This window comes from Clostridioides sp. LIBA-2809 (assembly GCF_056688965.1).
In genome coordinates, this window is record NZ_CP197004.1 from 814783 (window position 1) to 829001 (window position 14219).

The following is a 14219-nucleotide window of genomic DNA, read 5'->3' on the forward strand; positions in this document are numbered from 1 at the left end:
GTATATGTTTTCTAGAAAAAATGAAGTGAATCAATTTACATATGTAAAAATTACTAAGTGGGGTAATTTAATATCTTGATTATAGGTAATTATATAAGTTTAAATAATAAAAATATATTAAATAAAAATATGTAATGAAATAATAAAGCCTAATGATAAATATAAAAATGCATCATTAGGCTTTATTCCTATAAACTTTTATAATGTTAATTTATAGAATGAGTTTTATATAGATTTATTTATAATCTATAATTGTATCCAAGAGTTAATCTAAATAAAATTTAGATTTAATATTGGTTCATAGATTTTAATATTTCTATAACATAATCCCAAACATTAGCTATAGAAGGGATACTAACATGCTCATTTGGAGTATGAACATCAAACATATCTGGTCCTATAGAGATAGCTTCAGCATGAGGAAGTTTATCAAGTAATAATCCACACTCAAGACCAGCATGTAGAGCCATAACAGTAGGAACTTTACCAGTTAATTTTTCATAAGTCTCACTACATATTTTTTCTAATTTAGAACCTTTTTTGAACTCCCAAGCTGGATATTGAGAAGTAAGACCATAATCAGCACCTAAAGCTTGAGCTAAAAGTCTTATTCTATCAGCTATTTCATCTCTAATAGACATAACAGAACTTCTAACAGAAGTTAAGAATTCAATAGTAGATTCTTTAGTTTCAATTATAGCGAAGTTAGTAGAACTTTCAACTAATCCTTCTATATCAAGGCTTACAGATTGAACACCATGAGGAGTTAAGCTTGACATTTGAATAACCTTTTCTTTACAATCTTTAGCAAGAACTTTTTCTACAGAAGTTTCAGCAACTGAATAAGTCATACCAGGGTCAGAAGTAGTGAACTCATGTTTAAATGCAGTTAAAATATCATTTATTTGTTTTTTAGCAACTTCAACATCAGCTTTATTGACAGCTATTACACACTTAGCTTCACGAGGTATAGCATTGTGTTTAGTTCCGCCATCAACTGAAGCCAAATCATAGTCAACATCTAATACACTTAATACTCTAGCTATTGCTTTGTTAGCATTTGCTCTTTGTAAAACAATTTCCATACCAGAGTGTCCACCTAATAGTCCAGTAACTTCAACTAATAAACCTTGCTTATCAGCTTCAACTTCTTTGTACTCAACAGGTAAACTAACAACACAAGTTTTACCACCAGCACAACTAACTAATAAGTATCCTTCCTCCTCGGAGTCCATATTTAGGATATATTGACCTTTAATTAAACTAGGCTCTAATGCATCAGCACCATTCATACCATCTTCTTCATTAACAGTAACTAAAACTTCTAATGCTGGATGCTCTAAAGTGTTATCTTCTAATATAGCCATACCCATAGCAACAGCTATACCATTGTCAGCTCCTAGAGTAGTTCCAGTAGCATATATCATGTCACCATCAATTCTTAATTTTATAGGGTCTTTAAGAAAATCATGTTCAACATTCTTTTCTTTTTCACAAACCATATCCATGTGTCCTTGAAGAACTACGCCTGGACAATTTTCATATCCTTTTGTAGCAGGCTTTCTTATTATTATGTTTAAGCTTTCATCTTGAATAGTTTCAAGACCTAAATCTTTACCAAAGTTAAGTAAAAAATCACTTATACCTTTTTCATTTCCAGAACCTCTAGGAATTTGAGATATTTTCTCAAAGTTTTTAAAAACATTCTCTGGTTTTAATCCTTCTAATACGTTTCCCATGACTTATGTTCCTCCTTAATTTATCTATATAAGTAGCTATTTTAAAAAAACAAGCTAAAATAAACTTCTTTAAAAATATTAAAGAAGATTTTTTAACAGATTATATTACAAATAAAGCATGTTTATGTATAATATATAGATAGCTACATACATAGTATAATACAAAATATGCGTAAAATATATCTAAAAGAGAAAAAATATAATAATTTTAGAAATGAAAAAGAAATAAAACTTGCAGTTTTTATTGGAAATGCTTGAAAAGCATACATTTTTAAAATTAAATAAAAAAGTTAAAATATCGAGGATGGTGAATATAGAAAATGAATGAGAAATCGTTAAGAGTTCTAGAATACAACAAAATAATAGACTTATTAAAGAAGAAAGCCTCATCTTCTTTAGGTCTAAAATATATAGAAAGTTTAGTCCCAAATACTGATTTTATAGAAGTAAAATCCATGCTAGAAGAAACTAGTGAAGCTCAATCAATTATTATAAAGAGAGGTTCAGTAGCTTTGGAAGGTATTCATGATATAGAAGACAAGGTAAAGAGAGCGTATATAGGTGCATCTCTTTACCCAGGAAGTCTAATTATGATAGCAGATACTTTAAGAGTAGCTAGGAGATTAAAAAATAGTCTATCTAGTAGTGATGAAGAAGATTTCAATTATCCAATAATACAATCTCTATCAAATTCTCTATACGTGTATAAAGACATAGAAGACCAGATATACACTGCGATAATTAGTGAAGTAGAAATATCTGACAATGCTTCAAGTACACTTAGAGATATCAGAAGAAGAATATCTCAAAAAAATCAATCCATTAGGTCAAAACTAAATTCAATAATAAGTTCGACTACGTATCAAAAATACTTACAAGATGCCATAATTTCTCTAAGAGGTGATAGATTTGTAGTGCCTGTAAAAGCTGAATATAGGTCACAAGTAGCTGGTATAGTACATGACCAGTCATCTTCTGGTGCGACACTTTTTATAGAGCCAATGACTATAGTAGAGATGAATAATGAGTTGAGACAGTTGAAATTAGGAGAGCAAGAAGAGATAGAAAGAATTTTATCAGAGCTTTCTGCTATGGTTGGAGAAGTGAGTGAACATTTGATTTCTAATCAGGAAATACTAGGAAGATTGGATTTTGCATTTTCAAAGGGAAAACTTTCTATACAAATGAGAGGTATAGAACCAACTTTAAATGAGGATAAATATTTAAATATAAAAAATGGAAGACATCCATTGTTGGATAAGAAGAAAGTAGTAGCAAATACGATTTATTTAGGAAGAGACTTCCACACATTGGTAATAACAGGTCCAAATACAGGTGGTAAGACTGTTACAATAAAAACTGTAGGTCTATTTGCACTTATGACACAAAGTGGACTTCATATACCTGCTGATTATGGAAGTAGTATGTGTGTATATGATAATGTATTTGCAGATATAGGAGATGAACAAAGTATTGAGCAGAGTTTATCAACATTTTCATCGCATATGACGAATATAGTATCAATACTACAAAGTGTAACAGCAGACTCTTTAGTTATATTTGACGAATTAGGAGCAGGAACAGACCCTGTTGAAGGAGCTGCCCTTGCAATAGCAGTATTAGAAGATATAAACTCTGTAGGAGCTAAATGTATAGCAACTACTCACTATAGTGAGCTTAAAAACTATGCTCTTACTAAGTCTGGTGTAGAAAATGCAGCAGTTGAATTTGATATAGAAACATTAAGTCCGACATATAAACTACTTATAGGTGTTCCTGGAAAATCGAATGCTTTTGAGATTTCTAGAAAACTTGGACTAAGTGATTATGTAATTTCACGTGCTAAAGAATATATAAATACAGATAATATAGCATTAGAAGATGTATTACAGAATGTTGAAAAGAATAGAATCAAAGCAGTAGAAGACAGAGAAGAAGCTGAAAGATTAAAAGAAGAGATTGAAAGACTAAAAGTAGAGTATGATGAAAAGCTTGAAAAATTGATTAGCCAAAGAGATAAGATGGTTGAAAAAGCTAAATCAGAAGCCTTTTCAATTATAAGACAAGCTAAAGAAGAAGTAGACCTAATAATAAAGGAACTTAGAAATCTTGAACAGGAAAGAGCTTCAAAAGAAAAGAATCGTAAGATAGAAGAGCTTAGAAAAGAATTGACTAGCTCCATGGGAAGTCTTCAACCAACAGTAAAAAGTATGATAGTTCCAAAGGTTTCAAATAAGGAGATAAAAGACCTAAAACCAGGTGAAGAAGTTAAGGTAATAACTTTAAATCAAAATGGTAGTGTAGTTTCAGTGGATAAAAAGAGAAAAGAAGCAGTAGTGCAAATTGGTATAATGAAGATGACTCTACCTTTTAAGTCTTTACAAAAAACTCGCAAAGATGTTTCAACAAATGTAACTAAATCAACAAGAAATATCATAAGGTCAAAATCTGGTAATATAAAAAATGAAGTTGACCTTAGAGGATTAAATTTAGAAGAAGCTATAATGGAAGTCGAAAAATATCTTGATGATGCATATGTGGCAGGATTAGAATCTGTAACAGTAATACATGGAATAGGTACAGGAGTATTGAAAGCAGGACTACAAGACGTCTTAAGAAGAAATAGACATGTAAAATCACAAAGAGGTGGTCAATACGGAGAAGGTGGAGCAGGAGTAACAATTGTTAAACTAAAATAATTTGTATGGGAGCACATTTTTATGATATTAGTATCTGCATGTTTAATAGGAATAAATTGTAAATATAGTGGCGATAATAATGAAAATGAAAAAGTTAAGGAATATTTAAAAGGCAAAGAATTTACACTTGTATGTCCAGAACAGTTAGGTGGTCTATCTACACCAAGACCACCTGCTGAAATAGTTGATAATAAGGTAATTACCAAAGATAATAAGGATGTGACAGAAAACTTCGCAAAGGGTGCAAAAGAGACTCTAAAAATAGCAAATTTATATGTATGTAGCGAAGCAATATTAAAAGAAGGCAGTCCATCTTGTGGGTGTAATTTAATTTATGACGGTAGTTTTTCTGGTAAAAAAATCTCAGGAAAAGGTGTCACAGCAAAACTACTTGAAGAAGCAGGAATAAGAGTTAAAAGTGAAAAAGATTTGTAGAAAATCAATACAAGAATAAAAAAGTTGTATATAAAGATAGTTACAAGGATGTGTATAAAGATAGTTATAAGAATTAACCAAATTTATAAAACATCATAAAAAGTAGAAAAGTTGTATAAAAAGCAAATGTAAGGTTGAAAAAATCTTATACAGATTAATAAAATGGTATAAATTAAAATTGTAATTAGAGCATTTTTAACGTATGCAGAATTCATACAAAGGGTACATTTTTTAAAGTACTTTGTCACATAATGAAATACTTGAAAAAACACGAAATTTGATTTAACATAAAGAGATAAGCACAATATAAACCAGGTACAATGTAGAGAGGAGCAACAAGATGCAAGATTTCAAGGTAGCAATATCAAATTGCCTTAAAGAAAAAATAGAAGATTTATCGAAAGAAGAGATAGAGGCACTTATAGAAGTACCACCAAATAAGGATATGGGTGACTATGCTTTTCCATGCTTTAAATTAGCTAAAGTATTTAGAAAAGCTCCAAACATGATAGCAAATGAATTAGCAGAAAGTATAGAACCAAGTGGAGAGATAACAAAGGTAATACAATTAGGCGGATATGTAAACTTCTTTGTAAATAAATCTCAATTAGCAGAAACTGTAATCAAAAAAGTATTAGAGGAAAAAGAAAACTACGGTCATAGTGATTTTGGTAAAGATAAAACTGTAATAGTTGAGTATTCTTCTCCAAATATAGCAAAACCTTTCCATATAGGGCATATAAGAACTACAGTTATAGGCAATGCTTTATATAAGATATATGATTCACAAGGATACAAGACTATAAGAATAAATCATTTAGGTGACTATGGAACTCAATTTGGTAAGTTAATAGTGGCCTTTAAAAAATGGGGAGAAAAGACGGTAGTAGAATCTAATCCAATTCCAGAATTACTAAAATTATATGTAAGATTCCATGATGAGGCTGAACAATATCCAGAAATGGAAGATGAAGCAAGAGCATGGTTTACTAAATTAGAAAATGGTGACGAAGAAGCAAAAGAATTATGGCAATGGTTTAGAGATGAGAGTTTAAAAGAATTTAACAGAGTGTATAAACTTTTAGATATAGAATTTGATTCTTTGGCAGGTGAAAGTTTCTATTCTGATAAGATGGGTAAAGTTATTGAGTTATTAGAAGAGAAAAATCTTTTAAAAGAGTCTAAAGGTGCAAAGATTGTTGATTTAGAAGAATATAAGATGCCACCAGCACTTATTACTAAGAATGATGGCTCAACACTATATATGACAAGAGATTTGGCTGCTGCAATATATAGAAAAGAAACTTATGATTTTGACAAGTGTATATATGTAGTTGGTTCTCAACAAAACTTACATTTCCAACAATGGTTTAAAGTAATTGAGCTTATGGGATACGATTGGGCAAAAGATTTAACTCATGTTGGATTTGGTATGGTAGCTCTTGAAGAAGGTACTATGTCAACTAGAAAAGGAAGAGTAGTATTTTTAGAAGATGCTTTAAATCAAGCTATAGATAAGACTAAGGATATTATACTAGCTAAAAATCCAAATGCTAAAAATGTAGATGAAATATCTAAGCAAGTAGGTGTTGGTGCAGTAGTATTCCAAGAATTATCTAATAGTAGAATAAAAGACTACACATTCTCATGGGAAAGAACATTGAGTTTTGATGGTGAGACTGGACCATATGTTCAATATACACATGCTAGATGTTGTGCAGTTTTAAGAAAATCAGAAGAAGAAGTAACTTCTGATATAGATTATAGTCTATTAGCTGACGAAGATAGTGCAGAAGTTCTTAGAGTTATAGAATCATTTAACAAAAATATTTTACTTGCTCTAAAGAAAAATGAACCACATATAGTGACTAGATTTATGTTAGATTTGGCTCAAGCGTTTAATAAATTTTATCATGACAATCCAATTTTAGTAGAAAATTTGGAAATTAGAAAAGCGAGACTTGCATTAGTTCTAGCTACAAAACAAACTTTAGAGAATTCTCTGAAGCTGTTGGGAATGCACGCTCCAGAAAGAATGTAACACGATAAAATGTTGAAATAAAAAGAATAAAATTGAACTTAGTACGCAATTTGTATAACTGTAAAATATAGGGATGTCGAAAACTGATACTTTACATATAAAAAAGTAGTATCGTATAATAATATATAGATAGTAGATTACAATGATTTTTGTACACTACTATCCCCCTATATATGACAGCTTCTTAAACGGGCTGTCTCTTTTTTTTTAATGACAAGATATTTAGATTCAATTTTTTAGAAAGGATATATTTATGAATGACGAATTACTAAAAAAAGTCTACACATCTTCTTTTAATAGTGCAAGTAGGGCTCTTAAAGATTTGATTATAATAAATACAAAATCCTTAATAGATGATAAAGTGCAAAGATGTGTATATATAGACGAAAATAGACTGAGAGATGAACTTGTTTACTATAGATTTTATGGAGAGAAAATAGGTACTATTAATTTTTTAAATATTTTATTACCATTAATTTTATCAAATACTAATATCCAAAAAAGTGAAGATGAGGTTATTAGACTAATAAAAAAATATGTAAATTATTTTAAAAAAGAAGAATCTTTATTTGATTATTTGTTAGGTTCTGTAGCTTATAATTCTGTTATGCACAATCTTATAAATAATAGTAAAATAGAATATGTCGAATTACTACAAAGTATTAAAGACAAGATAATAGGATTTTCTATAGAATTAGACAAATCTGATATTGTAAAGTTTCAGATGGCAAGGATTAAAGCAATACAATTAATTGATAAATATATTGATTCGAAGTTTGAAGATTATGATGAAGAAAGTATTCTATTAAATGTGTTAAACATCTTATATGATGTATATATGGAAGATAGGATTGTAGAAAATGAAGGAATTAAGAGCATAAAAAAATCTATATTATCCATTTTGGGTGAAGATAGTGAATTAAATGAAGATAATATAGATTTCATTTTTTCTATGTCGGAATATGTTGTTAAATTGAGAAAATATAAAATTGGAGTTAAAGCTTACAATAAAAAGATAGACCCAAGAAGTCTTATAAGACTTGAAGAAGGTAATACTATAATAGACCCCATATTTAATCAAATAACAGTTATGTCGAAAACCTTTAATGATAATATATTAAGCATAAAAATAAATTCTAAATCAGGTATTTATATATTGAAATTTAAAAAGGTTTAGGTTATTAGAGCGTGCTATTTTTTTCTAGATAATCCAAAAAATCTTTTTCCTTAGTGTCAGTTAAAAAACATAATTCCTTTACAATATTATTTCTAAGGTCAATAAAATCACTAATTTGAGTATTTTCATTAGTGTATTCAAGAGACTTTATAATAAGTAGTAAATCTCTTTTTGATAAAGAGTTGATAGATACTTTTTCAATTAATTCCATAAAAAACTTCCTTTCCTCACATTACTTGAAATTAATAAATTAATTATATAGATATTATTAAAACTTTACATATACTATTTTAACCTATAAGGGGTACAAAAAGACAGTATAATCTTAAAAAGAGGTGAGAAATATTTGAAAATTTTATTAACAACATTAAATTCTAAGTTTATTCATACAAATTTAGCTATAAGATATCTAAAAGAATTTGTAAGAGATTTGATAGAAGTTGATATGAAAGAATATACGATAAATAATGATTTGGACTATATTTTGAAGGATATATACAAAAACGAGTATGATATAATATTATTCTCCACATATATTTGGAATGTGGGAGATATAGTTAAGCTTTGTGATAATCTAAAAAAAATTAGACCTAATACTAAAATAGCTTTGGGCGGACCAGAAGTTAGTTATGATAGTTATGAGGCGATGAAAAAGTACGACTTTGTGGACTATATACTTTATGGAGAAGGAGAATTAATTTTTAAAGACTTAATACTTCACTTACAAGGTGAAAAAAACATAAACGATGTAAATGGACTTGTATATAGACAAGGCAATGAGATAATAGTGAATAAACCAATGGAATTACTTAAAAACTTGGACGAGATTCCTAGTCCTTATGAGAATTTAAATCCAAAGGAATATGAAAATAGAATAGTGTATTATGAATCATCAAGAGGTTGTCCATTTAACTGTCAGTACTGCTTATCATCTACTATTCCAGGTCTAAGATATTTTAGTTTAGATAGGATAAAGAGTGATTTAAAAGCTTTAATAGATGCAAAGGTATCACAGATAAAATTTATTGACAGAACATTTAATGCAAATAAAAAAGTAGCTATGGAAATTATGGATTTTCTTATGAAAAATGATAATGGATATACTACTTATCATTTTGAAGTTACAGCGTATTTGATAGATGATAAGATGCTTGAATTTTTAGCTGATTGTAAAGAAGGTCTTTTTCAGTTTGAAATAGGTGTACAATCGACAAATGAAAAAACACTTGATGCAGTAGGTAGAAGGGATGATTTTAAAAAGTTGTCTCATGTTGTGCAGACTGTAGCATCTTATAGAAATATACATCAGCACTTAGACTTAATTGCAGGGCTTCCTTATGAAGATTATAAGAGTTTTGAGAATTCCTTTAATGATGTATTTAATTTAGGTATAGAGCATCTACAATTAGGTTTTTTAAAGATGATTAAAGGTACAGGCATGAGAAAAGTGGCAGACGAGCATGGTTTTAAATATAAAGATTATGCTCCATATGAATTTTTATATAATAATTATATAAGTTATGAGGAAACATTGAAGCTAAAGGATATAGAGGATATATTGGAGAGATATTATAATTCTAAAAACTTTGTGTTGTCTATGAGATATATTATAGGCAAGTTTTATAAACAAAGTCCTTTTAAATTCTTTGAGACTTTTGCCAAGTATTTTGATGAAAATGGATACTTTGATTTGGCACAAGGAAAGAATCAACTTTACAAAATATTGATGGATTTCTATAATGAAAAAATAAATATAGATAATGATGTATTCAATGATATATTAAAGTATGACTATATATCACTGGGTAAAACATCGAATATACCACAGTTTTTTAATAAGTTAGATGTGGATGATTTTAAGAATAGATGCCATGTATTTTTACAGGATAATGATAATTTATCAACATATTTACCTAGTTTTGTTGATAAGCCAGCTAAACATATAATAAAATATGTTCATTTTGAGCCATTTAAATTTAATGTTGTGGATTTAAAAAATGATATAAATACAGAAATAAGAGAAGAAGAAAATGTAGTCTTATTTGAATATGATGATAAAAAAATATTTGAGAAATCTAAAACTCATAAAGTAGAGATTTAAATATTTAGGAGGAGAAAATGGATTTTAAAATAGAAAAATATTTGCTGAAAAAGGCAGAGGAACTAGCTTTTATTACTATAAAGCATGGTGGAGAGTTTAAATTAAAGAGCTATGATGTGCCAAAAGATGGATTAGATGTACCTATAAAAAATGAGGTATTGGTAAAAGGAATAAAAGAAAAGACTGCCCAAGATAAGTTAAATTCAATGTCTATAGCAGATGCTATGATATATATAATTGGGATAGATAGTAAATTTAAAAACAATGGAGAATATGAAAAGTTTTTAAATGCTTTAGCTAAAGATATTAATCTGGATTTGAAGGCATATATGGGATATATGTCAAGAAAATACTTTGAGATTGGTGAGCATACAGATTCTTTAATATATATAAAAGCATTTATAACAATGTATCCAGATGATTTAGATGCAATGTATAATTATGCAATTGTTTGCCAAGAGATAGCAAAACAGTATCAAAAAGACATGGATGAGAAGGCAATGAATGCATTTTTACTTGAAGCAATGGCCAAGCTTGAAAAGATAATTGGTGTTGATGAGAATTTTGCATTAGGTTATTATCACTTAGGCTACCATTACTATAATCAAGGTCAATATCTAAAGACCAAGCTAACTTGGGAAGATGCGTTAAGACTGGGGCTAGATTCTGATTTAGTAGCTGAGATACAAGATAATCTAGGAAAGATGGATTTTAAGGTTCAGTACGAAGAAGGATATACGCTTGTATTCCAAGGCAAATTTAAAGAAGGATTAGAGAAACTACTTCCATTAGAAGAAGAACATATGGATTGGTGGAACTTGTTGTTCATGATAGCTCTTGGATATAAGGGTATGGGCGAGATAGAACAGGCTGAGATGTATTTGGAGAAGATATTGATAATAAAGCCTAAGCAAGTGGATGCTATAGTGGAATTAGGGCTTTGTGAGGCTTATAAAAATAATTTAGATAAAGCAATAGAATATTTTGAACAGGCTGCTAAGATAAAGGAAGACCCAGAGATACTTTGTAATTTAGGTATGGCTTATTTAAATAATGGTGATATTGATGATGCAACTTATTATATAGAAAGAGCTTATGAATTGAATCCACAAGATGAGATTACAATTGCTTGTTTAAAAGAGCTTGGAATAAATAAGTAAGTATATTGTTAAGTTGTATTTAATTTTATTGGTTAGGCGGTATAACATTTATCATGTTATACCGTTTTTTATTTTTTACTTATTTTTCTTCAGATGAGTTCAACATGATATAAGAAAAGTCTTTTTGTATTTGAAGTAAAAATTTTTCAGCTACTTTTGAAAATATTTGATGTTTTTTCCATATGATATTTAATTTAGCTTCTAAAGGGGGAGATAGAGGTCTAAAGCAAAGATTACTATTTTCTGTAGTATTAATGAGTCTATCTAAACATAAAGCATAACCTAATCCCTCTTCTACCAGAAGAGAAGCATTATAAACTAAATTATATGTAGCAACAATATTTAGCTTTTCAGTACTATATTCAAGCCATTTAGAAATTGCTTTATCAACTAGTGTCTGTCTTGAAATAATAAGTGGTATATTACATAAATCTTTTGGATTTATCGTATTTTGTGAAGCAAGGATACTGTCTTTACGCATTAGTAACCCCCAAACATCAGTAGTAGGAATTTGTGTATAATCATACTTCTGTATGTTTGCAGGTTCAATTAAAATCCCAAAGTCAAGAAGTCCTTTGTCTAATTTTTCAGTTACATCATCAGCATTTCCGCTAAAAATGTGGTATCTTACATTAGGGTATTTTTGATGAAAATGATGTGCAGCTCTAGCTATAAGTCGCATAGCTTCAGTTTCTCCACCACCTATATATATATCACCACTAATAATTTCATTGGGATTGTCAAATTCCAATTCTACTTTATCAACTAATGATATAATTTCCTCTGCTCTTTTATGTAAAAGTCTACCTTCATTCGTTAAGGAAACTTTTCTATTTCCTCGAACTAATAATTTGACTCCCAACTCTTCTTCAAGTTCTATAATCTGTCTAGAAAGTGTTGGCTGTGTTATATGTAAAAAGGTTGCTGCACCAGATATACTTTCCTCTCTTGCAATTGCTAAAAAATATCTTAATACTCTTAATTCCATAGTTAATCATCCTTTACTAACTTATTTATTAATATAATTATATCAACTTTTATGCTTTTTACGTATATTTAAGTATTTAATATAGGCATTTGATATAGAAAAAGTTGTATATTACACTAAAAGGAGTAATCATATTACTTATAAAGTTAAATAAACTAATTTTTATTAAAATGTTATTTAGAAAATACAAATAAATTAAAGTTTATATTGAAAGGATGTATAAAATGAATATCAATGAATTTTTAACGCATGTCAATCAAAGAAAACCTGTTTCTAGTGAATCAGAAATACATGAATTTATGGTTAAGTTAAGTAATGAGGCAATGAAAATAACAAGTAAGTTAAATTCTTCTTATCATGAACCAGAAGAAGTGCGTAGTTTGTTTTCTGAGTTAATTGGTAAGAAAGTAGATGAATCATTTTTTATGTTTCCACCATTCTATACGGATTGTGGAAAAAATATTACTATAGGAAAGAATGTTTTTATAAACAGCAGTTGTCATTTTCAAGACCAAGGTGGTATTGAGATTGGAGATAATACTCAAATTGGTCATAATGTGGTATTAGCTACACTTAACCATGGTATTGCACCAGAGAAACGTAGTACAACTTATCCTTCTCCAATTATAATAGGAAAAAATGTATGGATTGGTGCTAATGTAACTATTGTTTCTGGAGTTACTATTGGTGATAATGCAATTATTGCTGCTGGAGCAGTTGTAACCAAAAATGTTGCAGAAAATACTATTGTAGGCGGTGTTCCTGCAAAGATTTTAAGCGTTATTGATTAAATCTCAGAATAAAATATTAAACTATCTTTTAGTTATACAAATTTTTTATAACATAAAAAATAAATTGAGAAAAGGTATAGCAAATATGGTATTATTTAGTTAAATATATATAAGGGAGGGGTTACTTTTGATAAAAAAATTAGATGATATTTTAGAGCAACTTAAAGGAGGAGAGAAAATAGTTCTCTCTGTGGCAGCAGCTCATGACAAAGAGGTTTTGATGGCAATAAAGGATGCTGTAGAAAGAAATATAATTACTCCTATATTAGTTGGAAATGAAGCAAAAATAAGAGAAATATCAAAAGAAATAGGATTTGATTTAAATGGTATCAAAATAGTGGATAAGGATGATATCAAAGACTGTGCAGAAATAGCAGTTAAATTAGTATCAAGTAAAGAAGCTGATTTTGTAATGAAAGGATTGTTAGATACATCAGTTATCTTAAAAGAAGTGTTAAACAAAGACTATGGTCTTAGAACTGATAGTTTATTAAGTCATGTTATGGTATATGAGCTAGAAAAATACCATAAATTACTTATAACTACAGATGGAGGAATGAACATAGCACCTGATTATGAACAAAAGGCAAAAATATTAAAAAATTCAATAAAAGCTGCAAAAGCTTTAGGTATGGAAACTGTAAAAGTTGCATGCTTAGCAGCTAAAGAAAAAGTAAATCCTAAGATGCAGGCTACTGTAGATGCAGATATGTTAGCAAAAGCTTGTAAAGAGGGAGAGTTTGGAGAAAACGTAATAGTAGAAGGACCTCTAGCTTTTGATTTAGCGGTTTCAAAAGAGGCTAGTGAAATAAAAGGATTTAAGAGTGAAGTATCTGGTGATGTAGATATTATGTTGGTTCCAACAATTGAGGTTGGTAATGGAATAGGGAAAGCCTTTACATATATGGCAGACTCTAAATCAGCAGGTATAATTATGGGCGCAAAAGCTCCTATAGTTTTGGTATCAAGAGCTGATTCACATGAATCTAAATTATACTCTATTGCATATGGAGCTATTGTAGCTAAGAGCATGAAATAAAATCAAGAGTATGAAATAAATGAATAAAAATAGAAAAAGCAGTCAAAAT

Annotated in this window: 11 protein-coding genes; 8 read left to right on the forward strand and 3 right to left on the reverse strand. The window is 29.1% G+C overall.

Annotated elements, in window-relative coordinates; all coding sequences use genetic code 11:
• Positions 1–287: 287 nt before the first annotated feature.
• Positions 288–1739: an aminoacyl-histidine dipeptidase gene (locus ACTG44_RS04085; RefSeq protein WP_021383476.1), complete on the reverse strand. Its 1452-nt coding sequence runs from the start codon at positions 1737–1739 to the stop codon at positions 288–290.
• Positions 1740–2059: 320 nt separating this feature from the next.
• Here ACTG44_RS04085 and ACTG44_RS04090 point away from each other — a divergent pair, with 320 nt between their 5' ends.
• The 4 genes from ACTG44_RS04090 to ACTG44_RS04105 all read left to right on the forward strand — a co-directional run bounded on the left by ACTG44_RS04090 (position 2060) and on the right by ACTG44_RS04105 (position 8091).
• Complete coding sequence (locus ACTG44_RS04090) at positions 2060–4438, forward strand: endonuclease MutS2 (protein WP_479921359.1); 2379 nt, start codon at positions 2060–2062, stop codon at positions 4436–4438.
• Between the two features lie 21 nt (positions 4439–4459).
• A complete protein-coding gene (locus ACTG44_RS04095) occupies positions 4460–4873 on the forward strand; it encodes a 2-thiouracil desulfurase family protein (protein ID WP_021383482.1) in 414 nt (137 codons plus the stop codon).
• Positions 4874–5213: 340 nt separating this feature from the next.
• The gene (gene argS / locus ACTG44_RS04100) at positions 5214–6914 is read left to right on the forward strand and encodes an arginine--tRNA ligase (protein ID WP_479919891.1); all 1701 of its coding nucleotides are present in this window, start codon (positions 5214–5216) and stop codon (positions 6912–6914) included.
• Positions 6915–7167: 253 nt separating this feature from the next.
• A complete protein-coding gene (locus ACTG44_RS04105) occupies positions 7168–8091 on the forward strand; it encodes a hypothetical protein (RefSeq protein ID WP_021383463.1) in 924 nt (307 codons plus the stop codon).
• A 4-nt stretch (positions 8092–8095) separates the two neighbouring features.
• Here the strand turns inward: ACTG44_RS04105 and ACTG44_RS04110 are convergent, their stop codons facing one another.
• Entirely contained in the window at positions 8096–8302 is a 207-nt protein-coding gene (locus ACTG44_RS04110) for a hypothetical protein (protein ID WP_003418305.1), read from the reverse strand.
• Positions 8303–8437: 135 nt separating this feature from the next.
• Between ACTG44_RS04110 and ACTG44_RS04115 the strand changes: the two genes are divergently transcribed.
• Together ACTG44_RS04115 and ACTG44_RS04120 are read left to right on the forward strand one after the other, a co-directional pair.
• Positions 8438–10192 carry a B12-binding domain-containing radical SAM protein gene (locus tag ACTG44_RS04115; RefSeq protein ID WP_479918216.1) on the forward strand — a complete coding sequence of 585 codons (1755 nt, stop codon included), beginning with the start codon at positions 8438–8440 and terminating at the stop codon, positions 10190–10192.
• Between the two features lie 17 nt (positions 10193–10209).
• Complete coding sequence (locus ACTG44_RS04120) at positions 10210–11352, forward strand: tetratricopeptide repeat protein (RefSeq protein WP_479921360.1); 1143 nt, start codon at positions 10210–10212, stop codon at positions 11350–11352.
• Positions 11353–11431: 79 nt separating this feature from the next.
• On the opposite strand, the gene ACTG44_RS04125 is transcribed toward ACTG44_RS04120, so the two are convergent.
• Positions 11432–12340, reverse strand: coding sequence for a LysR family transcriptional regulator (locus ACTG44_RS04125; protein WP_479921361.1), 909 nt, complete (start codon positions 12338–12340; stop codon positions 11432–11434).
• Between the two features lie 224 nt (positions 12341–12564).
• On the opposite strand from ACTG44_RS04125, the gene ACTG44_RS04130 reads away from it, so the two are divergent.
• Positions 12565–13131 (forward strand): DapH/DapD/GlmU-related protein, encoded by a 567-nt coding sequence (locus ACTG44_RS04130; RefSeq protein WP_021383465.1) that lies wholly within the window; start codon positions 12565–12567, stop codon positions 13129–13131.
• 127 nt (positions 13132–13258) lie between these two features.
• Complete coding sequence (locus ACTG44_RS04135; protein WP_479921362.1) at positions 13259–14170, forward strand: bifunctional enoyl-CoA hydratase/phosphate acetyltransferase; 912 nt, start codon at positions 13259–13261, stop codon at positions 14168–14170.
• Positions 14171–14219: the final 49 nt, after the last annotated feature.